The sequence below is a fragment of the Pseudomonas sp. B5(2017) genome (assembly GCF_002112825.1).
GTDB classification, from domain to species: domain Bacteria; phylum Pseudomonadota; class Gammaproteobacteria; order Pseudomonadales; family Pseudomonadaceae; genus Aquipseudomonas; species Aquipseudomonas putida_Z.
Window position 1 is genome coordinate 1 of record NZ_NEIR01000015.1, and the last position, 23924, is coordinate 23924.

Sequence of the window (23924 nt, forward strand, 5' to 3'; positions counted from 1 at the left end):
GTCAGCCTTTGCGGGCCGGCCGCCTGTGCTGCCCCTGAGCCTGCTCAGCCTGGGCCTGGCCCTGCATTGCCCCCATGTGCTTGCCGAAGACAGCGTGCTACTGGCCCCGCTGCAGGTGTCCGATACCTACACCAACGACGGCTATCAGGCACGCCAGGCAGCAGTAGGCGGCTTCCAGCCCGCGCCCCTGCTCGACACCCCGGCCTCGATCAGCGTGTTCAGCCAGCAACTGCTGGAAGACCGCCAGGTACGCCAGCTCAGCGAAGTGCTGCAAAGCGACGCCTCGGTGGGTGAAAGCTACGCCCCCATCGGCTACTACGAAAACTTCAACGTGCGCGGCTTCGAGCTGAATGCCGCCAGCAGCTACCGCATCAATGGCCAGACCATCGCCGGCGAGCAGAACGTGGCCCTGGAGAACAAGCAGCAGGTGGAGCTGCTCAAGGGTTTGTCCGGGCTGCAGAGCGGTGTGTCGGAGCCGGGCGGCCTGGTCAACTACGTGACCAAGCGCGCCGAAGACGTGCGCAGCGTCACGGTGTCGACCAACGAACAAGGCGAACGCTACCTGGCCACCGACCTGGGCGGCTGGTTCGGCAGCGAGCGGCAGTTCGGCCTGCGGGCCAACCTGGCCCATGAAGACATCCGCTCCTACGTCGACCACGCCGACGGCAAGCGCGACTTCGCCTCGCTGGCCTTCGACTGGCAGATCAACCCGGATGCCACCCTGCAGCTGGATGCCGAATACCAGCACCGCGAACAGCGCTCGGTGCCGGGTTACCAGCTGCTCGGTGGCAGCGAAGTACCCCATGGCATCGACCCCGACGACCGCCTGGCCTACCAGCACTGGGCCAAGCCGGTGCAGAACGATTCGCTGAACCTGGGTGGGCGCTTCGAGTACCGTTTCAACGAAGCCTGGACCGGGACCTTGAGCGCCTCGCGCAGCAAGGTGGTGATCGATGACTACAGCTCGTTTGCCTGGGGCTCGAGCGAAGGCGCCTTCTTCGGCAGCAACGGCGACTACGACATCTACGACTTCCGCAGCCCCGACGACACCCGCCGTACCGACGAGGCGCAGGCGATGCTCAACGGGCGTTTCGATGCGCTGGGCGTGGGGCATGAGCTGACCGTGGGCACCAGTGCGCAGCGGCGCACGCTGGATCAGCGCCCCAGCTATATGGAATGGGTAGGTACAGGCAACATCTACACGGGTGCACCGGCCTTTGACCCATCCGACAAGCCCATCAGGTCTAGCGAACGTCGCCTGGACAGCCGCCAGTACGGGTTGTTCGTGAGCGACCGCATCAGCTTCAACGAGCACTGGCAGACCGTACTGGGTGCCCGTGAAGTACGCCTGGACGAGAAAACCTGGAATGAGGAAGGTGTTGCTGGTCGCCATACCCGGCAGTACGAGTTGCTGCCCAACGCCGCGCTCATCTACAAGCCGCAGCCGGATACCACGGTATATGCCAGTTATTCCAAAGGCCTGTCGGCAGGCGGCACCGCACCGTGGTTCGCCGAGAACAGATTCGAAATCCTGGCACCGACGACCTCGCACCAACTGGAACTGGGCCTCAAGCATGACTGGCAAGGCCTGAGCTTCAGCGCCGCACTGTTCCAGATACGCCAGGCATACCAGTACGCGCGCCCGGACGGCGCCGGCACTTTCACCTACGTGCAGCAAGGCCAGCAGAAGAACACCGGCCTGGAACTGGGCGCCAGCGGCTGGGTGACCTCGAACCTGCAGGTGCAGGCCAGCGCTGCGGCGATTCGGGCGCGGGTGCAGAACAGCGACACCGATGCCTATGAAGGCCACCAAGCGATCAACGTGCCCAGGTTCCGGGCGGCGCTGCAGGCGGAATACACCCTGCCGATACCGGGCTTGGCACTGCTGGGCGGGGCGCGCTACAGCGCCAGCAAGTATGCGAGCCAGGCGGGGAATGTGGAAGTTGGTGGGTATACGGTGTTCGATGTGGGTAGCCGCTACCGCACGCGCATTGGTGGGTATGACACGGTGCTGCGGCTGACTGTGGATAACGTATTCGACAAGCGTTATTGGCGTGATGTGGGGGATTACCTGGGGGATAACTACCTGTTCCAGGGAGCGCCGCGGACGGCTCGGCTGTCGGCTTCGGTCAGCTTCTAGATTTTTTGGGGCTGCTTTGCAGCCCTTTCGCGACACAAGGCCGCTCCTACAGGGGGCCGCGCACGCTTGTAGGAGCGGCCTTGTGTCGCGAAAGGGCCGCAAAGCGGCCCCCAAAGGCGCCAAAAACAAAAAGCCCCCGGCTTCTCAGCTCGGGGGCTCTTCGTAGAATGTGGCGGTGAAGAAGGGATTTGAACCCTTGATACGATTTCTCGTATACACACTTTCCAGGCGTGCTCCTTCGACCACTCGGACACTTCACCGTTTCTCTTCAAGCCTTGCAGCCTGTCGAGGTGCGCTAATTTAGTGAAAGACTTTCCCTTTGGCAAGCATTTTTTTCAATTTTTTCATGCATTTGCATTTGAGCCCCGGCGAACGCTGACCGACCAGTCAGCCTTACTGCTTTACCTCGCCCCTGTCGCTGGGTAACGTCGTCGCCACGCCAACAAAAGGACTCTGCCATGAGCGAGCTGATTACCTACCACGCCGAAGACGGCATCGTTACCCTGACCCTGAACAACGGCAAGGTCAACGCCATCTCGCCAGACGTCATCGCCGCCTTCAACGCCGCGCTAGACCGCGCCACGCAGGAGCGTGCGGTGGTGATCATCACCGGGCAGCCGGGCATCCTGTCTGGCGGCTACGACCTCAAGGTGATGACCAGCGGCCCCAAGGAAGCAGTCAGCCTGGTCACCGCCGGTTCCACCCTCGCCCGCCGCCTGCTTTCGCACCCGTTCCCGGTGGTAGTCGCCTGCCCGGGCAATGCCGTGGCCAAGGGTGCCTTCCTGCTGCTGTCGGGCGACTATCGCATTGGCGTCGAAGGGCCGTACAAGGTGTGCCTGAACGAAGTGCAGATCGGCATGACCATGCACCATGCCGGCATCGAACTGGCACGCGACCGCCTGCGCCGCTCGGCCTTCCACCGCTCGGTGATCAATGCCGAGGTGTTTGACCCGCAGGGCGCGGTGGACGCAGGCTTCCTCGACAAGGTCGTGCCGGCCGAGCAGTTGCAGGAAGCGGCACTGGCGGCGGCGCGAGAGCTGAAGAAGCTGAACATGCTGGCGCACAAGAACACCAAGCTGAAGGTGCGCAAAGGGCTGCTGGAGGCGCTGGACAAGGCGATCGAACTGGACCAGCAGCATATGGGTTAGCCGGGCCGGCCTCTTCGCGGGCGTGCCCGCTCCCACAGGGACAGCGCCAGAGCCGAGGGCAACGCTGTACCTGTGGGAGCGGGCAAGCCCGCGAAGAGGCCGCAACAGGCTTGCACCAGGGTTTGCCCCAACCAGTGCACATCCGTACACTGCCCGGCGACTGTCTGGTGTGAGTCGTACCATGCTTTATTCATTGCGCATGTTCCTGCTGGCGCTGCATTTCCTTGTGGTTGGTACCCTGGGCCTGGTCATTGGCCTGTGCCGTCCCTTCAACCCCGACAACAGCCGCCTTTTCGCCCGCCTCTACAGCCTGCCGGCCACCTGGCTGATGCGCATCAGGGTCAAGGCAGAAGTCGGTCCGCTGTGGGATCAGCCGCCAGGCTGCGTGATCGTCGCCAACCACCAGTCCAACTTCGACCTGTTCGTGCTAGGCCAGGTGGTACCGCAGCGCACCGTCGCCATCGGCAAGAAAAGCCTGGGCTGGATCCCGCTGTTCGGCCAGCTGTTCTGGCTGGGTGGCAACGTGCTGGTCGACCGCAAGAACGCCTACCAGGCACGCAAGGCCATGCAGAAGACCACCCGGGTGCTGCAGGACGATACCTCGATCTGGATTTTCCCCGAAGGCACGCGCAATCCCGGCGAGCATCTGCTGGCGTTCAAGAAAGGCGCGTTTCACATGGCCATCGAGGCCGGTGTGCCGATCGTGCCGGTATGCGTCAGCCGCTATGCCGGGCGCCTGAGCCTGAACAGCTGGCGCCAGCGCACGGTGATCGTGCGCTCGCTGCCACCGATCGCCACGGCGGGCATGACCCTGCAGGACATGCCGGCGCTGATCGAACAGTGCCGGGGGCAGATGCAGCAATGCATCGACCGCATGGAAGGGGAACTGGCCAAGCGCTAGGTTGCTCTTGAGCCCACTACAGCCCAAGCTGTAACCCGTGTCCAACCGGAATAAGCGAACAACCATGGGTCGAGTCGTGGCATCGGCGGTGTACAGCGCCGGCAGAAAGGTCACCAATATCAGCATCGATGAAGGCAGCGAGTGGGCGCGCAAGCCGGGGCACTTTGTATGGATCGGCCTGGAAGAGCCCAACGCAGAGGAGCTGGCCAACCTGCAGTGCCAGTTCAACCTGCACGAACTGGCTATCGAAGACGCCCTGGAAAAGCACAGCCGGCCCAAGCTGGAAACCTTTGGCGACGCCCTGTTCATCGTCACCTACTCGCCGGTGCGCCACGAAGGCAAGCTGGAGTTCATCGAAACCCACATCTTCGCCGGCAACGGCTACATCATCACCTGCCGCAACGGCCACTCGAAATCCTATGCCCTGGTGCGCCAGCGCTGCGAGGCGCGGCCGTTGCTGCTGGAGCACGGCGAAGACTTCGTGCTGTACGCCCTGCTCGACTTTGTCACCGAGAACTACCAGCCGGTCAGCGAGGCCATTCATGGCGAGATCGAAGAGCTGGAGCAGAGCGTTCTGGGCGGTTCGCTGCAAGAGGACGATATCCGCCGCTTGCACAGCCTGCGCCGCGACATCCTGCGCCTGCGCCGCTACGTGGCACCGATGGTGGAAGTGAGCGAGGAACTGCAGCGCCTGAGCTTCCCGTTCATCGACAAGAACATGCGCCCGTACTTCCGTGATGTGCAGATCCACGTGACGCGGCAGATGGAGGACCTGGCAGGCATCCGCGACATCGCCAGCCAGACCATCGAGATCGGCATGCTGCTGGAGTCGTCACGGCAGAGCATCGTGCAGCGCAAGTTTGCGGCCTGGGCGGCGATCCTGGCGTTCCCCACGGCAATTGCCGGGGTTTACGGGATGAACTTCCAGAACATGCCGGAGCTGGGGTGGCACTATGGGTACTTCGGGGTGCTGGGGGTGATCGGCCTGGGCTGTACCGCGTTGTATGCCAGCTTCAAGAAGTCTGGCTGGCTCTGAGATTGTCGGGGCCGCTTTGCGGCCCATCGCGACACAAGGCCGCTCCTACAGGGGGTCGCGCCTGTCAGGTTATTCGCGATCCCTGTAGGAGCGGCCTTGTGTCGCGATGGGCTGCACAGCAGCCCCCAGCCATCACGCTGCGGTATCTTTGCTCACCGGCTGCTGGATAAACCGCAACATCCACTCCCCCACCAGGTCGCCCTGGTGCTCGGTGGCCAGGCTGGCCACGGCCTTGTGATACACCTCATCACCCAGATACTGCTGGCGCGCATCGAGCAGTGCGCGGGAGTAGTCGTGCACGAACTCGGGGTGCCCCTGGAAGCACAGCACCTGGTCACGAATGTGGTACGCAGCGTTCGGGCAGAAATCGCTGGAGGCGATCACCGTGGCGCCTTCCGGCAGCTCGGTCACCTGGTCCTGGTGGCTGATCAGCAAGGTCAGCTCCGACACCTCCGGGTCCATCCACGGCGCATGGGCCGCCAGCGAATAGCGGTGGATACCCACGCCCCAGCCCTGCTCGGCACGCTCGGCCTTGCCACCCAGGGTCAACGCCAGCAACTGGTGGCCGAAACACACACCCAGCAGCTTCTCGCCACGCTCGTACAACTTCAGCAGGTAGACCTTGAGGGTCTGGATCCACGGGTCGGTACCAAACGAGTCGGCCTTGCTGCCCGTCACCAGGTAGGCATCGAACACTTCGTTGTCGGCGGGGTAATCGCCATTCATCACGTTGTACACACGAAACTCGGCGGCGATCGGCTGACGCGAGAAGAGCTGCTCGAACATCCTGCCGTAGCCCTGGTACTGCGCGGTCAACTCCGGTCGCAGGACATCGGTTTCAAGGATGCAGATGCGTAACGACATAGGGGTAGTCCTGAACGACATGGGTGGGAATCTGCTGTAGAGACTGACGCGAAAGGCACGTACAAGCAAGTAGGCCGCACTGACGAACGGTCACATTTCGTCGGTGCACTGCTGGCACTTGCGCCACCGTCTAGCCAGAGCATGCCAGCCGGCTGGCACTTGGCCTCATAGCCAGACGAAATCAACGAACTACAGTATTAGAACAAAGGGTTCTCAAACATGGATGACGCACACCCTACTGTTGGTTGTATATCCACTTTCAAGAGGCAGGCAGTTCAGGCGTAACGCAACGCCACTGCGATCGACCCGAAGCGCGACAGGGAAGCCAACGGGTATTCAGGAATAACAACAAGAAGGCGGTCCGCCATGTTCAGACAATCGAAAATTCGCCAAGCTGGGCTCATTCTCTTCGCCACGACTTTGCTGCTGATCCTGCCGAACCTCACACGTTTGTTCGGCTGACTGCCGCTGTGGCGCCAACAGGCAACGCACAGGTAACCTGCTGGCCTTGATGGTCGGAGATTATCCATGCGCCACTGCCTTGCACTGTTAGTGTTGCTTCTGAGCCTGCCGCTGTCGGCGGCGCAACTGCACCTTGAACTGGGCGCCACGACGCGCCAGTGGAGCAGTGCCGAACTGCTCGACCACCCGCAGGCCCGGGACATCAGCATCGACCAGGACGTTTCCTACAAGCAGCCCATGCATTATCGGGCGGTGCCGCTGGCCGCGCTGCTGGATGGCGTGAGCGCCAGCGACCACCTGCAGGCGGTGGCGCTGGACGGTTTTGCCGCCGAAATGCCGGCGGCGCCACTGTTGCAGCAAGGGCCGGCACAGGCCTGGCTGGCGGTGGAGGAGCCGGGCCGGCCGTGGCCACCACTGGGCCAGGGCAAGCCGAGTGCGGGGCCGTTCTACCTGGTGTGGACTGCACCGCAGGCAAGCGGCATCCGCCCGGAGCAGTGGCCGTTCCAGATTTCCACGATTCGCAAGCTGGCTTCTGTCGAGGCGCGTTTTCCGGCGCTGCTGCCCGATCCGAAGCTGTCGGCCGACAGCCCTGTGCGCCGGGGCTTTGCCTTGTTCCAGCAGAACTGCCTGGCGTGTCATAGGCTGAATGGCGCGGGGGATGCGCAGGTGGGGCCGGACCTGAATGTGCCGCATAACCCGACCGAGTATTTTCGGCCTGAATATCTACGCCAGCTGATTCGTGACCCGCAGAGCCTGCGGCAGTGGCCGCAGGCGAAGATGCCGGGGTTTGCAGAAAGTGTCTTGAGTGAACCGGAGCTGGATGAATTGCTGGCCTATTTGAGGCATATGGCTGGGCGCAGGCCTTGAGAACCTGGGGGCGCTTTGCGCCCCTTTCGCGACACAAGGCCGCTCCTACAAGGGTACGCGCACGCCTGTAGGAGCGGCCTTGTGTCGCGATGGGCCGCAAGGCGGCCCCAAATTCCCAAAGTCTCAGGCTATGGGCCGTTCCTGCTTGACCCCCCACCCTTCCACCTCACCGCCATAAGGTGTCACCAGCTGCTCGAAGGCCTCTTCGAAGTCGCCAATCCCGCCATGGGTGGCATACATGACCTTGCTCAGCTCCAGATGCCAGGCACCGTCGCCCAGCTCCTTGACCTGGGCATTCAGCGATTCACCGCGAAACTGCCCGGCCGCGCGGCGGGCACCTGCTTCGTCGGGGAATATGGCGTAGAACTCGATGGGGTGGATCTGGGTGAAGTCGAAACCGCCTGCCTTCATCTGGCGCAGGACGTTGCTGCTGATATCGTCGTTCTGGCTGCTCATGAAACGTCCTCCTGAATAATGCGATGGATAGACTTTCCGTGCACTACGCACCTGCCGGCAGCGGCCGGGCAGTTCGAGCTGATGCAAGACGCGAAGGGATGCGATGCCGACCCGCAGAATAGGCCGGCACCTTCTTGCAGCGTAGTGCCTGCCAGGGCACCACGCAAACGTGTGGTTCAGGGCGTTTCGTGGATGCTGGTGATGGTCACGCCACTCTGTTCCTTGAGCCAGCGTGCGGTAGGTGAAACAGTGCGGTCCTGGAAGTCGTTGAGGTCCAGCTCGTCCATCACCGGGAACAGGTGCGAACGGATGGCCCGCGCGGCGTCCTCCTCGCTGGGGCACTGGTCGCCGTGCAGCGTCAGGGTGGTGAGCACGCCCTTCTGGTCGGCAAAGATGACTTCCCACTCTTTCATTGAACGAACCCTCTAAGTCAACGAACACCGGGTGTGTGATGCCTGAAACAAGTGACCTTGAGGTGGGGAGAATGTTCAGTCAGATGACTTGGTAGCGGTGCGGCTTTTTGTGGGAGCGGCCTTGTGTCGCGAAAGGGCCGCAAAGCGGCCCCGGCGATTTATGCATGGATACTGGATCTGGGGCTGCTGCGCAGCCCTTTCGCGACACAAGGCCGCTCCCACACGGCCCAGGTCCGCCTGGCGATCCAGCTATTACTTCGGCGTGCCGTGCACTACACCGGCAGTGTTATCCAGCAAGCTCTTGGTCGCGGTCTGGATATACGCTTCCAGCTTCTTCAGCATTTCCGGCTGGTCCGGGCTTTCGATCAGCTCGGCCTTGAACTCGCTGCCCAACTGGTAGCGGTACATGCGCGGGGTCATGTCCTTGGACTCGATCAGGATGCGGTCGCCCTGCACCAGGCCGACGATCTGCTCGCTGCCCGATGGCTTGATCATGCCCACGCCCTGGTCGCCCTCAGGCAGGTTGAGCAGGTCGCGGCCCCAGCACTGGTGACGGGCCTGGCCACCCAGGCGGCCCATGATGGTCGGCACGATATCGACCTGGGTACCCACGGTGTGGTTGACCGCACCGAACTTCTCCTGGATGCCCGGGGCAATCAGCAGCAGCGGCACGTTGAAGCGGCCCAGGTCCAGCTCGGTGACCTGCTGGTGGTTGCCAAAGCCATGGTCGCCAACGATGACGAACAGGGTTTCCTTGAAGTACGGCTCCTTGCGCGCCTTCTCGAAGAACTGCCCCAGCGCCCAGTCCGAATAGCGCATGGCGGTCAGGTGCTCGTCCAGGCGGCCCTGGCCGGTTACCGGCTCTACCGGCAGGTCCTTGGGCAGCGCGTACGGGGTGTGGTTGGACAAGGTCTGCAGCAGCGCGTAGATCGGCTTCTTGCCATCGTGCTTGGCCAGCTCTTCGGCGCCGCGGTCGAACATGTCCTGGTCGGACACGCCCCAGGTCGGGTCGGAGAACACCGGGTTGACGAAGTCGTTACGGCCAATGAAGGTGGTCATGCCCTGGTTGCCGAAGAACCCGGACTGGTTGTCCCAGGCAAAGTCGCCGTTGTAGACGTACACGTCGTCGTAATCGCGGGCGCTGAGCAGGGCTGGCAGGCCGGACAGCTTGTGGCCGCCTTCCGGGGTCTGCATCAGGTATTCGAAGCCTGGCAGGTTGGGGAAGCAGGCCATGGTGGCGAACATGCCCTGGTGGGTATGGGTGCCGTTGGAGAAGAAGCGGTCGAACAGCAGGCCCTCTTTGGCCAGCTTGTCGAAGTACGGGGTGATGTTGTTGGGGCTGCCCAGCGCGCCCACCGAGTGGCCGGCGAAGCTTTCCATCAGGATCACCACCACGTTCTTGATCGGCAGGGTGCGCTCGGCCGGCGGCACGAAGTCGCGGCGGATTGCAGCCTCGTCGGCATCGACCAGGGTGTCATTGGCGGTCAGCAGCTGCTCGCGCACGCTCTGCGTGGCCACGTCCTGCTCCAGCACCGGCTTCCAGATGTTGGCGCGGTCTTCGCCGAAGCGGCTCTTGGCAGCATCGATCAGGGTCAGGGTGCCGTTCAGGCCCAGCTGGTTGACGAAGTTGGAATCGGTGGTGAAGGCATCACCCCAGCGCATCGGCGGGCCCTGGCGCAGGGTGCCACGGGCAGCGACCACGGCCACCAGCAGGATCACCATGAACACCGCCAGGCGGTTGTACCAAGGCGCCGCGCGGCGCTGCAGGGTGACCTCGCCTGCGCCATTGCCCCGGGTCATGCGGTCGATGCCCTTGAACAGCAGGCTCAGCAGCCAGGTGCCGAACAGCCAGGCCAGCAGGTAGCGCACCACCGGGAAGCCGTACCAGAGCATGCTCAGCACGGTTTTCGGGTCTTCCTTGATGTACTGGAACACGAGGCCGTTGAGGCGCTGGTGGAACTCGCGATAGAAGTCCATCTCCATCAGGCCGAGGAACATCACCACGCTCGAGGTGATGGTCAGCCAGAAACGGAACAGGCCACGCCGGGCCATGGCCCAGGGGCTGAGGATGGCCAGCAGCAGCGGAATGCTGATGTACACCACCACCCGCAGGTCGAAGCGCAAGCCGTTGAGGAAGCCTTCGGCGACGGTCGCATTGGGGGTATCGCCGATCATGTCGCTGTTGTAGACCAGCAGCGCCAGGCGCACGAGGCTGAGCATCAGCATGATCACCAGGCCGCTGAGCAGCGTGTAGGCCAGGTGGGATTTCAGGGTGGGCGAGAACGACGCTCGCGCGCCCCGTTGCTTCAAGGCGTCCGGGTTAGCCATGAATGGGAAGGTCCTAGGATTGCGGGTTTGCGGATATGGTGCAGGTGTATACCAACGCAGCATTGTGCGGGTGCGGATTCTGTTTAAACCAATGTGAAAATTTTGTCACGGGGGTGTTGCGGGTTTTGTCTGTTCCGGCCCTATCGCCGGCACAGCCATTCAGATCCGCACATTCCCCCGCGGCCCGGCAATCGCCCAGATCACCAGCCCCACTACCGGCAGCAAGGCGATCAGCAGGATCCACAACACCTTGATGCCCACTTCGCTGCCACTCTTGATCACATTGAGGATGGCCCAGATATCCAGCGCCAGAATGATCAGCCCGACTAGGCTGTTGAACGTCGACCCCATGCCTAAACTCCTGTCCAGAGGCTTTGCCACAGCATAGCCAGCTATCACGTCGATAGAAGGGAATCCTTGGCCGTTTGCGCGGGTCACTGCTTAAACTGCTGTATCCATTGATTTCGAGGTTGCCATGCCCCCCGCTCATACCCACCCCGTTGCCCTGCCCTCGCCCGTCAGCGCCTGGCGCCAACAGATGCACGACAACCCATGGATAGGTGCCGGCCTGGCCCTGAGCCTGCTGGTGGTACTGGTACTGCTGGGGGCAAGCCTGTGGAACGCAGTGAACGGCGACCACGCCGAAAACCTGCATCTGGCCGCACTGGGCGGGTTGTCCGGCTTTGGCGCCACGGCGCTGGGCGCGGTGCTGGCGGTGGTGCTGCGCGATGTCAGGGCGCGCACCCAGGATGTGATGCTAGGTTTTGCTGCCGGCATGATGCTGGCGGCCAGTTCGTTTTCGCTGATTCTGCCGGGCCTGGATGCCGCCCGCGAAATTACCGGCAACGGCCCGGCCGCGGCCTTTACCGTGGTGCTGGGCATGGGCCTGGGCGTGCTGCTGATGCTGGGCCTGGACCGCTTCACCCCGCATGAACACGAAAGCACCGGCCCGTGCGGCCCGGAGGCCGAGCGCATCAGCCGGGTTTGGTTGTTCGTGCTGGCGATTACCCTGCACAACCTGCCTGAGGGCATGGCCATTGGCGTGAGCTTTGCCAATGGCGACATGAACATCGGCCTGCCACTGACAAGCGCCATCGCCATCCAGGACATCCCCGAGGGGCTGGCCGTGGCGCTGGCCTTGCGCGCTACCGGGTTGTCGAACCTGAAGGCTGCGCTGGTGGCGATCGGGTCGGGGCTGATGGAGCCGCTGGGAGCGGTGATCGGCCTGGGGATTTCAACCGGCTTTGCCCTGGCCTACCCGGTGAGCATGGGGCTGGCGGCGGGGGCGATGATCTTTGTGGTTAGCCACGAGGTGATTCCCGAAACCCACCGCAATGGGCACCAGACAGCGGCGACCCTGGGGTTGATGGGTGGGTTTGCGGTGATGATGTTCCTGGATACCGCGCTGGGCTGACTATTCAGGTTGCCTGAACCGGCCTCTTCGCGGGCTTGCCCGCTCCCACAGGACTCCACTGCCCTCGGGCCCAGTGATTATCCTGTGGGAGCGGGCATGCCCGCGAAGAAGCAAACGCGGAAATCAGACGTGCACGGCGACCTTCAGGGCCTCCAGGGCCGGCTCGACCTTGATCCCCACCTCTGCCCCCAGCTCCAGCACCCGCGCCAGGTCTTTCTGCCCCACCATCACCATCTGCAGCTCGTCATCCAGCAACTGGCTAAAGTTGAGCAGCACATAACCACCCGCCTCTTTGTTCAGCGCGCCCATCTGCACCTGGATGCGGTTGAGTGCGGTCAGCGGCTCGGTGCGGGCCAGTTGCTTGGGCTTGAGGGTGAACGGCACGCTCTGGTCGAACGAATCGCTGATCTGCTGGAACAGGTCCTGGTAGCTGTCGGCCTGGAACACCACGGTGTCCGGCAGGCTGCCCAGCACCACCCATTCGCCCAGCGGGATGGGGAAGCTGTCGTCGTAGTTGATGTCGGGGTTGGCGGCCAGGAAGGCGGCGGGGTCGGCGTAGGCCTGGGCGGCCTCGTCGGCGATGCGCTCGATGTCTTCCTCGCGCATGCAGCCAGCGCCAATGAGGCTGATGAATTCGAGCAACTGAGTTTTCATGAAAGGGGGCCTGCGACGGGTGAAAAGTCGCCAAGGATAGCCGCAAATGCCCCCTTGCGGTTAGCCGGCCAGCACTTGCAGGCGCGCTGCGGCGTCCACGGCCCCCATGGTTTGCGCTGCCATCAGCGCGGTGGTACCACGGGCATCCTGACGGGCCGGGTCGGCCCCCTGGGCCAGCAGATAGTCGAGGATTTCGCTGCGGTTGAACATGGCCGCCAGCATCAGCGCGGTGCGGCCATCCTGCGCGGCGGCGTCCACCGGTACGCCGTGCTCCAGCAACAGGCGGATCATGGCCAGGTCGCCCTTGAATGCGGCACCGGCGATGGGTAGCTGGCCGTTATCGTTGGCAATCAGCGGGTCGGCGCCATGCGCCAGCAGCACGCGCACTGCGTCGTGGTGGCCGTGGTAGCTGGCCAGCATCAGCAGGGTGTCGCCCTTGTGGTTGCGCAGGTTGGCCGGCAGGCCGCTGGCAAGCAGGCGCCCGAGCATCTCGGCATCGCCTTGGCGAGCACGTTCGAACACCTGCTCGGCGAAGGCGGCGGTTTCGTCGTCGGTCATGGTGGCAGGCGTGGGTTGGCTGGACATTTGGAACCTCCTGGCAGAAATCGTTGCCCAAGTCTTTGTCAGGCAAGGCTGCCGGGTCAAAGGTTCAGATTCTATCGGGCCGATAGCTGGCGACGGGTCGTGCAATATGCACTGTGCAAAATGCACGACCGTGCAGCTTGCACGACAGCGCCTCGGAAAAAAATGCGTAAACAACTGAATTTAAAGGGATTTTTCAGAAAAAAATTCCTGGCACGGTCACTGCAACAATCAACTCACGTCTGCCACGCAACAGCCAGGAGTTGATATGGACCTCATCCAGGAAAAGTTTGTTTCGGTATTTTCGGCCTACCAGGTGAATACCCAGGCCCGACCCGACGGCGGTGTGCTGCTGACCCTGCGCGCTGCTGATGGCAAGGTCACCCGCCGGGTACTGACCTATACACAATTGCACAGTGCCGAACAGCTTTCGTGGGCGATCAGTGCGATTCGCCGGGATCTGGCCGAACAGGCCAGTGAACTGCCGGTGATTTCGATGCTGCAGAGCCAGCAGCGGTTTGCCTTGCCGACTTATCGCTGAGTTTTGTGTTGGATTATCTGGCCTCTTCGCGGGCTCGCCCGCTCCCACAGGCATAGCGCGGCCCTCAGGCTCGGCGATATACCTGTGGGAGCGGGCGAGCCCGCGAAGAGGCCGGCAAAGCCATCACAACTCATCAATGCCCAGAAACGCCCGCGCAGTCACATCCCCGGTAAACCTCGGCTGCATCCCCTGCTCGCTGCCATACAAACGCAACGCCAGGCAAAACGGCGCATCGCCCAGCTCGACCCAGCGCCGGGTCCCCGCTGGCACCACCAGCTGGTCACCCTTCTCGCACAGCACCGAATACACCCAATCCCCCAAACGCAGGCCAACCTGCGCCCGCCCGCTGATCACGGCAAACACCTCGTCGGCGTCATGCACATGCTCATCGCGCACATCCACCTGCGCCGGGGCCTCGCCGTCACGGTTGAGCACCACGAAGGCATTGCTGCCATGCGCTGTCATCAACTGGTCCAGGTGCTCGCGGCAGGCCTCCAGCACCTCGTCCTGGGCCGTACCCGGGCGCACCCGCAGGCCATGCTCGGCCTGGGTAAAGCGCACGCCCTGCTCGGCCAGGGTGGCTGCGATGTCGTCGTGGTGGGTCAGCACCTTGTTCGGCAGTTCCGGGCTGGAGGGGTGGAAAACGCTGAGAATGCTCATCAGGGGCGGGTCCTGGTCGGTTGCGAACAAAGGGCAATGATAACGGCTGCAGCCAAGGCTGCGGCACTGGCCATACCAAAGGTGAAGGTGGGCCCCAGCAGTTTCCAGCTGTAACCCGAATACAACGCCCCCAGCGCACCGCCAGTGCCCGACAGCGCCGCATACAGCGCCTGGCCCTGGCCCTGCTGGCGTGCGCCGAAGCTTGCCTGGACGAAAGCGATGCTGGCGGCATGGAAGCAGCCGAAGGTGGCAGCATGCAGCACCTGGGCGAACACCAGCACCGCCGGCTCACCGGCCAGGTTGCCCAGCAACAGCCAGCGCAGCGCCGCCAGCACGAAGCTGGCCAGCAGCACCTGTTGCACCGAAAAGCGCGCGAAGATGCGGCTCATGGCCATGAACACCAGTACTTCGGCCACCACCCCCAGTGCCCACAGCAAGCCAATGGCACCCCGGGCATAGCCCAGGTGTTCCAGGTGCAAGGTGAGGAAGGTGTAGTACGGCCCGTGGCTGAGTTGCATCAGTGCCACGCAGGCGTAGAACGCGATCACCCCGGGCGCGCGCAGCTGCTGCAGGAAGCCGCCCGCGCCGCTGCGCTCGCCCTGCTCCACCGGCTGGGCATTGGGTACCCACAGGCTGGCGGCGACGATGCCGGCCATGATCGTGACCAGCGCCACCGGGTAGATATCCAGGCTCAGCCACTCGAACAGCCGGCCCAGGCCGACCACGGTGAGGATGAAGCCGATCGAGCCCCACAGGCGCACCTGGCTGTAGCGCGCGGTTTGCCCGTGCAGGTGGGCCAGGGTGATGACCTCGAACTGCGGCAGCACCGCATGCCAGAAGAACGCGTGCAGGGCCATGACCAGCGCCAGCCAGGCGTAGCTTTTGCCAAGGAAGATCAGGGCGAAGGTGGCCAGGGTCGACAATGCGCCCAGGCGCACGATCAGCAGGCGCTGGCCGGTGCGGTCACCCAGCCAGCCCCACAGGTTGGGGGCGATGCAGCGCATGAGCATGGGGATGGCCACCAGCTCGCCGATGCGTGCTGGAGAGAAGCCCAGGTGGTCGAAGTACAGCGCCAGGAACGGGGCGGTGGAACCGAGCAGGGCGAAGTAGAACAGATAGAAGCTGGACAGGCGCCAGTAGGGGACTGGTTGCATGGGGTGGCCTATGGGGTTGCCGGTACTGGCCCTATCGCCGGCAAGCCAGCTCCCACAGGTACCCCACAATGTTCAGGCTTGTGGTAATCCTGTGGGAGCTGGCTTGCCGGCGATAGGGCCAGTGCAAGCGAATCAGAGCTGGCCCAGCACCGGGGTATTCACCTTCACATCGGCATTCTGCGCGCGGTGGCGCAGCAGGTGGTCCATCAGCGCGATGGCCATCATCGCCTCGGCGATCGGCGTGGCGCGGATGCCCACGCACGGGTCGTGGCGGCCTTTGGTGATGACGTCCACCGGGTTGCCGTCGATGTCGATGGAGCGGCCCGGGGTGGTGATGCTGGAGGTCGGCTTCAGCGCCAGGTGGGCAACGATCGGCTGGCCCGAGGAAATACCGCCGAGGATGCCGCCAGCATTGTTGCTGAGGAAGCCTTCCGGGGTCAGTTCGTCACGGTGCTCGGTGCCGCGCTGGGCCACGCTGGCGAAGCCGGCGCCGATTTCCACGCCCTTGACCGCGTTGATGCTCATCAGCGCGTGGGCCAGTTCGGCGTCGAGGCGATCGAAGATGGGCTCGCCCAGGCCCGGCATGACGCCTTCGGCGACCACGGTGATCTTGGCACCCACCGAGTCCTGGTCACGGCGCAGCTGGTCCATGTAGGCCTCCAGCTCCGGCACTTTGCTCGGGTCAGGGCTGAAGAAAGCATTCTGCTCCACCGACTCCCAGGTCTTGAACGGGATTTCGATCGGGCCCAGCTGGCTCATGTAGCCGCGCACGGTAATGCCCTGGGTGGCCAGGTATTTCTTGGCGATGGCACCGGCGGCCACGCGCATGGCGGTTTCGCGGGCCGAGCTGCGGCCACCGCCGCGGTAGTCGCGGATGCCGTACTTGTGGTGGTAGGTGTAGTCGGCGTGGGCCGGGCGGAACAGGTCCTTGATCGCCGAGTAGTCCTTGGACTTCTGGTCGGTGTTGCGGATCAGCAGGCCGATCGAGCAGCCGGTGGTGCGGCCTTCGAACACGCCGGAGAGGATCTCCACCTCATCGGCTTCCTGGCGCTGGGTGGTGTGCCGGCTGGTGCCGGGCTTGCGCCGGTCAAGGTCGTGCTGCAGGTCGGCGAGGGAAATTTCCAGGCCCGGTGGGCATCCATCGACAATGGCGACCAACGCCGGGCCATGGCTCTCGCCAGCGGTGGTGACAGTGAACAGCTTGCCGTAGGTATTGCCGGACATGGACGCTCCGCGAGATCTGCCTGAAGTGAACGAAAGCGGCAGTATACAGATGGATTGATCGCCTGTGCTGGCCTCTTCGCGGGTAAACCCGCTCCCACAGGGTAGTCACAAGATGCGAAAATCGTGCTGTACCTGTGGGAGCGGGTTTACCCGCGAAGAGGCCAGTACAGGCAACCTCCCCTTCGAACCTTCCCGCAAACACTGGGTCAAACCCTCATCTCCCCATGTAGTACCGCATGATGTCGCGCCTCGTCGCCCTCTTCTTCCTGCTGTGCACCGGTCTGGCCCAGGCCGCCGCCCCCACCGTGCTGCAACGCCCGATCGACCTCGACACCGGCCAGGGCGTGCTGCACGGCAGCCTGCTGCTGCCGCAACAGCCCACCCCGCCACCGGTGGTGCTGATCATCGCCGGCTCCGGCCCAACCGACCGAGACGGCAACAATCCGGCGTCAGGCCGGGTCGACAATCTCAAGCGCCTGGCCCTGCTGCTGGCCAACGAGCACATCGCCAGCGTGCGCTACGACAAGCGCGGGGTGGCCGCCAGCCAGCCGGCCACGCCCGACGAGCGTGACCTGAGCGTGGAGCGCTACGTGGCCGACGTGGTCGCCTGGAGCCACAAGCTCAAGGCAGACCCGCGCTTTGGCCCGTTGATCCTGATCGGGCACAGCGAAGGCGCGCTGATCGCCAGCCTGGCCGCCGAGCAGGCCGGCGCCAGCGCGGTGATTACCCTGGCCGGCAGCGGCCGGCCGCTGGCCGAGGTGCTGCGCGAACAGCTGGCCCAGCGCCTGCCGCCAGCACAACTGGCCGGTGGCAGCGCCCTGCTCGACCGCCTGCAGGCCGGTCAGACCAGCCTGGAGGTGCCGGCGCCGCTGCGCCAGGTGTTCCGCCCCAGCGTGCAGCCCTACCTGATTTCGCTGTTCCAGCAGAACCCGGCGGCGGCCTTTGCCCGCCTGCCCATGCCCGCGCTGATCGTGCAGGGGCGCAACGACGTGCAGGTGGGCGTGGTCGACGCCGAACGGCTGAAGGCTGCCAAGCCGGATGCCCAACTGGTGCTGATCGATGGCATGAACCACATGCTGCGCATCAGCCCCAAGGCGATGAGCCAGCAGCGCGACAGCTACCTCAACCCTGAACTGCCGCTGGCAAGGGAGCTTGGCGAGCAGATTGTGACGTTTATCCAGCATTTGCCTTCGGCGTAAGGGAAATAGGCTCAGGTCCTGGGCGCTTCTGCCGATAGGGTGGATAACGGCGAAAATTGGGGCCGCTGCGCGGCCCTTCGCGACACAAGGCCGCTCCTACAGCGTTACGCGTCGTCTCTGCGATGCGCGATCCTCTGTAGGAGCGGCCTTGCGTCGCGAAAGGGGCACGCAGTGCCCCCTCTTGCAGCCGGCACGCACTTGAGGACAAACCCTGATGACAACCGCCCCCGCCGCCGTAGAGCCGGCCGAAGAGCCCGAGGAAAGCACCGCCCTGCCCTGGGCCGAGCTGGCCGCCGAACATTTCCAGCTGTTGCGCCTGGCCGCCCTGCCCACCGACCGCAACACCGGCGCACGGCCGCTGCGCTTTGTGCAGTTCGGCTATGCCGAACGCCACGACAAGGCCCACAGCCTGTTGCGCATGGAAATCCAGCTGCCCGGGCAGAAGGTGCACAAGGAACAGAACCGCCTGGACATTCGCGTCGACCACACCGCGCGCCTGGTGCGCATCGGAAATGAACATGGCTTGCAACTGGAGCCGCTGAACCGTGGCATCGGCCGCTTCTTGCTGGCCCAGGCCGCGCAGTGGCTGCAGCGCAAGTGGTCGCACTACCAGATCGAGGGCATGGCGCTGCCGAGCAAGGATGCGCTGAACGAAGACTCGCGCCTGCGTCGTGACCACTGCCTGCGCGGCATGGGTATCGAGGTGGAGTACGAGGACAGCCAGCATCTGAAGGGCCGTACCGTGGAAATGACGGTGGGCCAGCTCAAGGGCGCGTGGAACAGCGAGCGCTTGCAGCGAGTGGGGATACTGGATGCTGCCGGCCTGCTGCAGCAGGCTGACCAGCAGTTGCAGGAGAAGGAAGGGCAACTGCGTGAGCGGGATGAACGGGTTGCCAAGTACCAGCGTGAGGACAGCGGGTTGCGCTTTACCATCACCTGCCTGGTGGCGTTTGCGGTGTTCCAGGCGGGGTTGCTGATCTGGATTGCCACGCGCTGACACAGCGTTGCCTAGCCGTTAGGAATTGGGGCCGCTTTGCGGCCCATCGCGACACAAGGCCGCTCCTACAGGAAATCGCGTAGCACAGGGATGACGCGTATCCCTGTAGGAGCGGCCTTGTGTCGCGATGGGCTGCAACGCAGCCCCAATGAATCAGACCCGGGCCTTGAACAGTTCCTGATGCTGGCGGCACTGCTCGGCAGTCAGCATGAACACCCCATGCCCGCCGCGCTCGAACTCCAGCCAGGCAAAGTCCACCTCGGGGTACAGCGCCTCGACATGCACCTGGCTGTTGCCCACCTCGACAATCAGCAAGCCCTTGTCGGTCAGGTGGTCCGCCGCTTCGGCCAGCATGCGCCGCACCAGGTCCAGGCCATCGTTGCCGCAGGCCAGGCCCAACTCGGGCTCGTGGTGATACTCGGCCGGCATGTCGTCGAAGTCCTCTGCATCGACATACGGCGGGTTGGACAGGATCAGGTCGAAACGCTGCCCCGGCAAACCGCCAAAACCGTCGCCCTGCACGGTATACACGCGCCCGTCCAGGCCGTGGCGTTCGATGTTCTGGTTGGCCACTTCGAGCGCCTCGAACGACAGGTCGGCCAGCACTACCTCGGCCTCGGGGAACACGTCGGCGGCAACGATGCCGATGCAGCCAGAACCGGTGCACAGGTCGAGAATGCGCGCCGGCTCGCTCGCCAGCCAAGGCTCGAAGCGTTTCTCGATCAGCTCGCCAATCGGCGAACGCGGCACCAGCACGCGCTCGTCGACGATGAACGACATGCCGCAGAACCAGGCCTCGCCCAGCAGGTAGGCGGCCGGCACGCGTTCTTCGATACGGCGCTTCAGCAGGTGCTGCAGGCGTACCCGCTCGTCGTCCTCGAGCATGCAGTCCAGGTAGCTGTCGGCCACCTCCCACGGCAGGTGAACCGCTCCCAGTACCAACAGGCGGGCCTCGTCCCAGGCGTTGTCGGCACCGTGGCCGAAGAACAGGTCGTGCTCGTGGAAGCGGCTGACCGCCCAGCGGATGTAGTCGCGCAGCGTGCGCAGGCGGGATGTGATCACGGGGTACTCCTAATTCAGACCGGACAAAAGTCTAACAGCCCCATCCGCACATTTGTTCCTTTGCCTTACCCAATGGCTAGCCACAAGCCAGTAACCATGCCGCTTGCGTTGTCAACCATTCCCATTGGCGCCAAGGCAGGGGAGAATAGGTATACAAAAGCCCTATCCAAGGAGCCCTTGATGTCCGTTCCAACCACGATGTTTCGCCTCACTGGCCGCGACTACCCGCCGGCCAAGCTGAGCCACGCCAGCCTGATCATCATCGATGCGCAAAAGGAGTACCTCAGCGGGCCCCTGGCGCTGTCGGGCATGGACGAGGCCGTGGCCAACATCGCCAGGTTGCTCGACGCCGCGCGCAAGAGCGGCCGTCCGATCATCCACGTTCGCCACCTGGGCACTGTCGGTGGCCGCTTCGACCCACAAGGGCCGGCCGGCCAGTTCATTCCGGGGCTGGAGCCGCTGGAAGGCGAAATCGTCATCGAAAAACGCATGCCCAATGCATTCAAGAACACCCAACTGCATGAGACCCTGCAGGCGCTGGGCCACCTGGACCTGATCGTCTGCGGCTTCATGAGCCACTCCAGCGTCAGCACCACGGTACGCCGCGCCAAGGACTATGGTTACCGCTGCACCCTGGTGGAAGACGCTTCGGCGACCCGCGACCTGGCATTCAAGGATGGGGTGATCCCGGCCGCGCAGATCCACCAGTGCGAAATGGCCGTGATGGCCGACAACTTCGCTTGCGTGGCCCCCACCGCCAGCCTGATCTGATCGGCTGGTATAACCGCCCGGCAGCCGGGTGGAACCCGATGGGCGGCTCCAGGTCGAATTCCGGATATCCACAGAGGAGAGCGGAATGAAGCTCAAAGGCAGTTTCGACGCCAAGCGCCTGCGCCCGCGCGAACCGCGTAACTGGGGCGCCCGCCTGGCGGCCGGCCTGTCGGCCATGCTGGCGACCCTTGGCGTGCTGCTGGCGATGGCCGGGGTCGCCGGCCTGCTGGGCAACTACCCTGCCCTGGCGGAGCTCAATGCCAACAAACCGCTGGCCGGCATCCTCACCGTGGCCGGCCTGCTGCTGCTGTGGCTGGGCGTGCGCTTCTGGCGGCGCAGCCGCATTCGCCTGCGCCGCGGGCGGGAACTGAACCTGTCGCCGCACCTGATGAAAAAACACGATTGAGGCGCTGCTGACGCGCTCCTTGTGGGAGCGGCCTTGTGTCGCGAAAGGGCCGCAAAGCGGCCCTGGCAATTTGTGCAGTGAAGCTGAATCCTGGGGGCGCTGCGCGCCCCTTTCGCGACACAAGGCCGCTCCCACCTCGATCACATCAGCCTCAAGCCATGCGCAATCCCTGTAGGAGCGGGTTTACCCGCGAAAGGGCCGGCACAGGCTGCACAAGGCCCCACAGTCGCGTAAACTACGCCGCCCACGTGGAGGCATCATGCAAGACGACGATTTTTCCCTGTTCAAGGCCGAAGTGCGCGGTGTCAAACCGATCACGCACGACCGCGCCGAAGTCGGCAAGCCCAAGGCCGACCGCCAGAAGCTGGCCGGCCTGCGCCAGGCGGCGACCGTGCGCAGCGATAAAGCACTGGTGATCGACGGCATGTCCGACCAGTTCGTCATCGACGTTGGCGCCGAAGACGAGCTGCTGTGGCGCCGCGATGGCGTGCAGGAAGGCCAGCTGCGCAAGCTGAAGCTGGGGCAGATCCCGTTCGAGGGCAGCCTCGACCTGCATGGCATGACCGTGGAAAAGGCCCGCGAAAACCTGTGGGACTTCATCGCCGAAGCCACCAAACTGGAAGTGCGCTGCGTGCGGGTTACCCACGGCAAGGCCGCGCGCCTGGACGGCAAGCGCCCGATGATCAAGAGCCACGTCAACACCTGGCTGCGCCAGCACCCGCAGGTGCTCGGTTTTGCCTCGTGCAACGCCCGCCACGGCGGCACCGGCGCGGTGTATGTGATGCTCAAGCGAACCATGCTCGAAGGCCGCGACGAGTAACGCCGCGCTTGCAGCGCCGCCCTCACCGCCGTACCCTTCGTTTTTGCGATTTTTTCCCACAGGTAGATCCATGTCCCTGGAACAGAACTACACCGAGATCCTCAGCCAGATTGGCGAGGACGTCTCCCGTGAGGGCCTGCTCGACACGCCCAAGCGGGCTGCAAAGGCGATGAAGTACCTTTGCCGCGGTTATGAGCAAACACTGGAAGAAGTCACCAACAACGCGCTGTTCAGCTCTGACAACAGCGAAATGGTGCTAGTCCGGGACATCGAGCTGTATTCGATGTGCGAACACCACATGCTGCCGTTCATCGGCAAGGCGCACGTGGCCTACCTGCCCAAGGGCAAGGTACTGGGCCTGTCGAAGGTGGCGCGCATCGTCGACATGTACGCTCGCCGCCTGCAGATCCAGGAAAACCTCAGCCGCCAGGTTGCCGAGGCCGTGCAGCAGGTAACCGGTGCCGCCGGCGTTGCCGTGGTCATCGAAGCCAAGCACATGTGCATGATGATGCGCGGTGTCGAGAAGCAGAACTCGACCATGATCACCTCGGTGATGCTGGGTGAATTCCGCGAAAACGCCGCCACCCGCAGCGAGTTCCTCAGCCTGATCAAGTGATTGGCTGCTGACCCCGAGCCGACCCTGCCGGGTCGGCTTTTTCATTTCAGGAGTTGCCCATGATCGTCAAAGCCCTGCGGGTTGGCCTCGGCCAGCTCATCGTGTTCGGTGACTGGATCAGCCGCCCGGCCAAGCGCAAGCGCGACGCCGCCGCCCAGGCCCGCGTCGAGCAAGCGGCCCAGGGCCTGGCGCTGTACCAGTTCCACGCCTGCCCGTTCTGCGTCAAGACCCGCCGTACCCTGCACCGTTTGAACGTGCCGGTGGCGCTGCGCGATGCCAAGAACGACCCGGTGCACCGCCAGGCCCTGCAGGAAGGTGGCGGCCGGGTGAAAGTGCCGTGCCTGCGTATTGAAGAGGCGGGCAAGGTGACCTGGATGTATGAGTCCAAGGCGATCATTGCCTACCTGGATGAGCGGTTCGCTTCGGCCTGACCGTTTGTAGACTTCCTGTACCAGCGCTTTCGCGGGCACGCCCGCGAAGAGGCCGGCACAGGCTAGAAACTAGCCCACCATCGGCACATGCCGTGGATGGCTGCTGACCCGCTCCAGCCAGGCCCTCACTGCCGGGTAGTCGGCCAGGTCGAACCCGCCCTGCTGCGCCACATGGGTGTAGGCATACAACGCCACATCGGCAATCGAATACTGCTCGCCGACCAGGTACGGCGTCATCTGCAGCTGCCGCTCCATCACCCTCAGGGCCTTGTAACCGCCCTTGTGCAGCTTGCGGTACTCCTCCAGGCGCTCGTCTGGCAACCCCAGGTAGAACTGGATGAAACGCGCCACGGCAATGTACGGCTCATGGCTGTACTGCTCGAAGAACTGCCACTGCAACACCTGGGTGCGCAGGCGTGGCTCGGTGGGCAGAAACTCGCTGCCATCGGCCAGGAAGTTGAGAATGGCATTGGACTCCCACAGGTAGCTGCCGTCTTCCAGCCCCAGCACCGGCACCTTGCCGTTGGGGTTCATCGCCAGGAACTCGGGCGTTTCGGTCTCGCCCTTGAGGATGTCAACCGGGTGCCATTCATATGGCCGGCCCAGCAGGCTCAACATCAGCTTGACCTTGTAACAGTTGCCCGACTGGTAGTCGCCATAGACCTTGTACATCGCCCCTCCACTTCCAAGCAGTTCTGCATTTGCGCCCAATAGTTGGCGACTGTACGGCTAAAAGCAATGGCCGCTGTATGGCAAGGATCAACCTTGCTCGCTGTAG

The 23924-nt window shown here is 63.8% G+C and carries 26 protein-coding genes and 1 tRNA gene; 14 read left to right on the top strand and 13 right to left on the bottom strand.

The genetic code is table 11. From position 1 onward, the window contains the following. Positions 1-25 precede the first annotated feature (25 nt). Complete coding sequence (locus tag CAG00_RS21540; protein WP_085665357.1) at positions 26-2140, top strand: TonB-dependent siderophore receptor; 2115 nt, start codon at positions 26-28, stop codon at positions 2138-2140. A gap of 170 nt (positions 2141-2310) precedes the next feature. On the opposite strand, the gene CAG00_RS21545 is transcribed toward CAG00_RS21540, so the two are convergent. After that, a tRNA-Ser gene (locus tag CAG00_RS21545) sits at positions 2311-2400 on the bottom strand. Positions 2401-2598: 198 nt separating this feature from the next. Here CAG00_RS21545 and CAG00_RS21550 point away from each other — a divergent pair. From CAG00_RS21550 to CAG00_RS21560, 3 genes are all read left to right on the top strand, one after another. Beyond that, entirely contained in the window at positions 2599-3288 is a 690-nt protein-coding gene (locus CAG00_RS21550; protein ID WP_085590072.1) for a crotonase/enoyl-CoA hydratase family protein, read from the top strand. A gap of 181 nt (positions 3289-3469) precedes the next feature. After that, the gene (locus tag CAG00_RS21555) at positions 3470-4189 is read left to right on the top strand and encodes a 1-acyl-sn-glycerol-3-phosphate acyltransferase (protein WP_085665300.1); all 720 of its coding nucleotides are present in this window, start codon (positions 3470-3472) and stop codon (positions 4187-4189) included. Positions 4190-4253: 64 nt separating this feature from the next. After that, positions 4254-5225, top strand: a complete 972-nt coding sequence (locus CAG00_RS21560) for a magnesium and cobalt transport protein CorA (RefSeq protein ID WP_015269363.1) — start codon at positions 4254-4256, stop codon at positions 5223-5225. Positions 5226-5357: 132 nt separating this feature from the next. Here CAG00_RS21560 and CAG00_RS21565 read toward each other — a convergent pair whose 3' ends face one another. Then, positions 5358-6089 (bottom strand): amidotransferase, encoded by a 732-nt coding sequence (locus CAG00_RS21565; RefSeq protein WP_075044094.1) that lies wholly within the window; start codon positions 6087-6089, stop codon positions 5358-5360. Between the two features lie 528 nt (positions 6090-6617). Here CAG00_RS21565 and CAG00_RS21570 point away from each other — a divergent pair. Continuing rightward, positions 6618-7418: a cytochrome c gene (locus CAG00_RS21570; RefSeq protein ID WP_085665301.1), complete on the top strand. Its 801-nt coding sequence runs from the start codon at positions 6618-6620 to the stop codon at positions 7416-7418. A 123-nt stretch (positions 7419-7541) separates the two neighbouring features. Here CAG00_RS21570 and CAG00_RS21575 read toward each other — a convergent pair whose 3' ends face one another. The 4 genes from CAG00_RS21575 to CAG00_RS21590 form a co-directional block, all read right to left on the bottom strand. Next, positions 7542-7874, bottom strand: a complete 333-nt coding sequence (locus CAG00_RS21575; RefSeq protein WP_003260395.1) for a ribonuclease E inhibitor RraB — start codon at positions 7872-7874, stop codon at positions 7542-7544. Positions 7875-8050: 176 nt separating this feature from the next. Further along, entirely contained in the window at positions 8051-8287 is a 237-nt protein-coding gene (locus CAG00_RS21580) for a hypothetical protein (RefSeq protein WP_025338164.1), read from the bottom strand. Positions 8288-8539: 252 nt separating this feature from the next. Then, positions 8540-10615: an LTA synthase family protein gene (locus CAG00_RS21585; RefSeq protein ID WP_085590064.1), complete on the bottom strand. Its 2076-nt coding sequence runs from the start codon at positions 10613-10615 to the stop codon at positions 8540-8542. Between the two features lie 159 nt (positions 10616-10774). Next, entirely contained in the window at positions 10775-10966 is a 192-nt protein-coding gene (locus CAG00_RS21590; protein WP_012271091.1) for a PLDc N-terminal domain-containing protein, read from the bottom strand. Between the two features lie 124 nt (positions 10967-11090). Here CAG00_RS21590 and CAG00_RS21595 point away from each other — a divergent pair, with 124 nt between their 5' ends. Beyond that, entirely contained in the window at positions 11091-12029 is a 939-nt protein-coding gene (locus CAG00_RS21595) for a ZIP family metal transporter (RefSeq protein ID WP_085590062.1), read from the top strand. A 123-nt stretch (positions 12030-12152) separates the two neighbouring features. Here the strand turns inward: CAG00_RS21595 and CAG00_RS21600 are convergent, their stop codons facing one another. Continuing rightward, positions 12153-12683: a hypothetical protein gene (locus CAG00_RS21600; RefSeq protein WP_085665302.1), complete on the bottom strand. Its 531-nt coding sequence runs from the start codon at positions 12681-12683 to the stop codon at positions 12153-12155. A 60-nt stretch (positions 12684-12743) separates the two neighbouring features. After that, positions 12744-13268: an ankyrin repeat domain-containing protein gene (locus tag CAG00_RS21605; RefSeq protein WP_025338159.1), complete on the bottom strand. Its 525-nt coding sequence runs from the start codon at positions 13266-13268 to the stop codon at positions 12744-12746. A 265-nt stretch (positions 13269-13533) separates the two neighbouring features. Here CAG00_RS21605 and CAG00_RS21610 point away from each other — a divergent pair, with 265 nt between their 5' ends. Further along, positions 13534-13806, top strand: a complete 273-nt coding sequence (locus CAG00_RS21610) for a DUF3509 domain-containing protein (RefSeq protein ID WP_025338158.1) — start codon at positions 13534-13536, stop codon at positions 13804-13806. A gap of 123 nt (positions 13807-13929) precedes the next feature. Here CAG00_RS21610 and CAG00_RS21620 read toward each other — a convergent pair whose 3' ends face one another. The 3 genes from CAG00_RS21620 to aroC form a co-directional block, all read right to left on the bottom strand. Continuing rightward, complete coding sequence (locus CAG00_RS21620) at positions 13930-14466, bottom strand: oxidase (RefSeq protein ID WP_085665303.1); 537 nt, start codon at positions 14464-14466, stop codon at positions 13930-13932. Continuing rightward, positions 14466-15620: an MFS transporter gene (locus CAG00_RS21625; protein WP_085665304.1), complete on the bottom strand. Its 1155-nt coding sequence runs from the start codon at positions 15618-15620 to the stop codon at positions 14466-14468. Before CAG00_RS21625 ends, CAG00_RS21620 begins: the two co-directional genes overlap by 1 nt. Positions 15621-15752: 132 nt before the next feature. Next, positions 15753-16844, bottom strand: coding sequence for a chorismate synthase (gene aroC, locus CAG00_RS21630; RefSeq protein ID WP_025338155.1), 1092 nt, complete (start codon positions 16842-16844; stop codon positions 15753-15755). A gap of 236 nt (positions 16845-17080) precedes the next feature. Between aroC and CAG00_RS21635 the strand changes: the two genes are divergently transcribed. Next, the gene (locus CAG00_RS21635; protein ID WP_084785076.1) at positions 17081-18043 is read left to right on the top strand and encodes an alpha/beta hydrolase; all 963 of its coding nucleotides are present in this window, start codon (positions 17081-17083) and stop codon (positions 18041-18043) included. 214 nt (positions 18044-18257) lie between these two features. Next, a complete protein-coding gene (locus CAG00_RS21640) occupies positions 18258-19040 on the top strand; it encodes a hypothetical protein (protein ID WP_085665305.1) in 783 nt (260 codons plus the stop codon). A gap of 153 nt (positions 19041-19193) precedes the next feature. Here CAG00_RS21640 and prmB read toward each other — a convergent pair whose 3' ends face one another. Further along, positions 19194-20102: a 50S ribosomal protein L3 N(5)-glutamine methyltransferase gene (gene prmB, locus CAG00_RS21645; protein ID WP_015269350.1), complete on the bottom strand. Its 909-nt coding sequence runs from the start codon at positions 20100-20102 to the stop codon at positions 19194-19196. Between the two features lie 180 nt (positions 20103-20282). On the opposite strand from prmB, the gene CAG00_RS21650 reads away from it, so the two are divergent. The 5 genes from CAG00_RS21650 to CAG00_RS21670 all read left to right on the top strand — a co-directional run bounded on the left by CAG00_RS21650 (position 20283) and on the right by CAG00_RS21670 (position 23146). Then, positions 20283-20873, top strand: coding sequence for a cysteine hydrolase family protein (locus tag CAG00_RS21650; protein ID WP_025338152.1), 591 nt, complete (start codon positions 20283-20285; stop codon positions 20871-20873). Positions 20874-20958: 85 nt separating this feature from the next. After that, a complete protein-coding gene (locus CAG00_RS21655) occupies positions 20959-21279 on the top strand; it encodes a hypothetical protein (RefSeq protein WP_024086500.1) in 321 nt (106 codons plus the stop codon). A gap of 259 nt (positions 21280-21538) precedes the next feature. Next, positions 21539-22099 carry a Smr/MutS family protein gene (locus CAG00_RS21660; RefSeq protein ID WP_085665306.1) on the top strand — a complete coding sequence of 187 codons (561 nt, stop codon included), beginning with the start codon at positions 21539-21541 and terminating at the stop codon, positions 22097-22099. Positions 22100-22169: 70 nt separating this feature from the next. Beyond that, positions 22170-22715: a GTP cyclohydrolase I FolE gene (gene folE, locus CAG00_RS21665; protein ID WP_013971502.1), complete on the top strand. Its 546-nt coding sequence runs from the start codon at positions 22170-22172 to the stop codon at positions 22713-22715. Positions 22716-22774: 59 nt separating this feature from the next. Beyond that, positions 22775-23146, top strand: coding sequence for a glutaredoxin (locus CAG00_RS21670; protein ID WP_003260822.1), 372 nt, complete (start codon positions 22775-22777; stop codon positions 23144-23146). 69 nt (positions 23147-23215) lie between these two features. Here the strand turns inward: CAG00_RS21670 and CAG00_RS21675 are convergent, their stop codons facing one another. Further along, positions 23216-23818, bottom strand: a complete 603-nt coding sequence (locus CAG00_RS21675; RefSeq protein WP_061302973.1) for a glutathione S-transferase family protein — start codon at positions 23816-23818, stop codon at positions 23216-23218. Between the last annotated feature and the right edge of the window lie 106 nt (positions 23819-23924).

What these genes read in the sequence shown, in the direction of transcription:
- CAG00_RS21550 (WP_085590072.1), top strand. Translation starts at nt 2,599, where the DNA reads ATGAGCGAGCTGATTACCTACCACGCCGAAGACGGCATCGTTACCCTG.
- CAG00_RS21555 (WP_085665300.1), top strand. Translation starts at nt 3,470, where the DNA reads ATGCTTTATTCATTGCGCATGTTCCTGCTGGCGCTGCATTTCCTTGTG.
- CAG00_RS21560 (WP_015269363.1), top strand. Translation starts at nt 4,254, where the DNA reads ATGGGTCGAGTCGTGGCATCGGCGGTGTACAGCGCCGGCAGAAAGGTC.
- CAG00_RS21565 (WP_075044094.1), bottom strand. Translation starts at nt 6,089, where the DNA reads ATGTCGTTACGCATCTGCATCCTTGAAACCGATGTCCTGCGACCGGAG.
- CAG00_RS21570 (WP_085665301.1), top strand. Translation starts at nt 6,618, where the DNA reads ATGCGCCACTGCCTTGCACTGTTAGTGTTGCTTCTGAGCCTGCCGCTG.
- CAG00_RS21575 (WP_003260395.1), bottom strand. Translation starts at nt 7,874, where the DNA reads ATGAGCAGCCAGAACGACGATATCAGCAGCAACGTCCTGCGCCAGATG.
- CAG00_RS21580 (WP_025338164.1), bottom strand. Translation starts at nt 8,287, where the DNA reads ATGAAAGAGTGGGAAGTCATCTTTGCCGACCAGAAGGGCGTGCTCACC.
- CAG00_RS21585 (WP_085590064.1), bottom strand. Translation starts at nt 10,615, where the DNA reads ATGGCTAACCCGGACGCCTTGAAGCAACGGGGCGCGCGAGCGTCGTTC.
- CAG00_RS21590 (WP_012271091.1), bottom strand. Translation starts at nt 10,966, where the DNA reads ATGGGGTCGACGTTCAACAGCCTAGTCGGGCTGATCATTCTGGCGCTG.
- CAG00_RS21595 (WP_085590062.1), top strand. Translation starts at nt 11,091, where the DNA reads ATGCCCCCCGCTCATACCCACCCCGTTGCCCTGCCCTCGCCCGTCAGC.
- CAG00_RS21600 (WP_085665302.1), bottom strand. Translation starts at nt 12,683, where the DNA reads ATGAAAACTCAGTTGCTCGAATTCATCAGCCTCATTGGCGCTGGCTGC.
- CAG00_RS21605 (WP_025338159.1), bottom strand. Translation starts at nt 13,268, where the DNA reads ATGTCCAGCCAACCCACGCCTGCCACCATGACCGACGACGAAACCGCC.
- CAG00_RS21610 (WP_025338158.1), top strand. Translation starts at nt 13,534, where the DNA reads ATGGACCTCATCCAGGAAAAGTTTGTTTCGGTATTTTCGGCCTACCAG.
- CAG00_RS21620 (WP_085665303.1), bottom strand. Translation starts at nt 14,466, where the DNA reads ATGAGCATTCTCAGCGTTTTCCACCCCTCCAGCCCGGAACTGCCGAAC.
- CAG00_RS21625 (WP_085665304.1), bottom strand. Translation starts at nt 15,620, where the DNA reads ATGCAACCAGTCCCCTACTGGCGCCTGTCCAGCTTCTATCTGTTCTAC.
- aroC (WP_025338155.1), bottom strand. Translation starts at nt 16,844, where the DNA reads ATGTCCGGCAATACCTACGGCAAGCTGTTCACTGTCACCACCGCTGGC.
- CAG00_RS21635 (WP_084785076.1), top strand. Translation starts at nt 17,081, where the DNA reads ATGATGTCGCGCCTCGTCGCCCTCTTCTTCCTGCTGTGCACCGGTCTG.
- CAG00_RS21640 (WP_085665305.1), top strand. Translation starts at nt 18,258, where the DNA reads ATGACAACCGCCCCCGCCGCCGTAGAGCCGGCCGAAGAGCCCGAGGAA.
- CAG00_RS21650 (WP_025338152.1), top strand. Translation starts at nt 20,283, where the DNA reads ATGTCCGTTCCAACCACGATGTTTCGCCTCACTGGCCGCGACTACCCG.
- CAG00_RS21655 (WP_024086500.1), top strand. Translation starts at nt 20,959, where the DNA reads ATGAAGCTCAAAGGCAGTTTCGACGCCAAGCGCCTGCGCCCGCGCGAA.
- CAG00_RS21660 (WP_085665306.1), top strand. Translation starts at nt 21,539, where the DNA reads ATGCAAGACGACGATTTTTCCCTGTTCAAGGCCGAAGTGCGCGGTGTC.
- folE (WP_013971502.1), top strand. Translation starts at nt 22,170, where the DNA reads ATGTCCCTGGAACAGAACTACACCGAGATCCTCAGCCAGATTGGCGAG.
- CAG00_RS21670 (WP_003260822.1), top strand. Translation starts at nt 22,775, where the DNA reads ATGATCGTCAAAGCCCTGCGGGTTGGCCTCGGCCAGCTCATCGTGTTC.
- CAG00_RS21675 (WP_061302973.1), bottom strand. Translation starts at nt 23,818, where the DNA reads ATGTACAAGGTCTATGGCGACTACCAGTCGGGCAACTGTTACAAGGTC.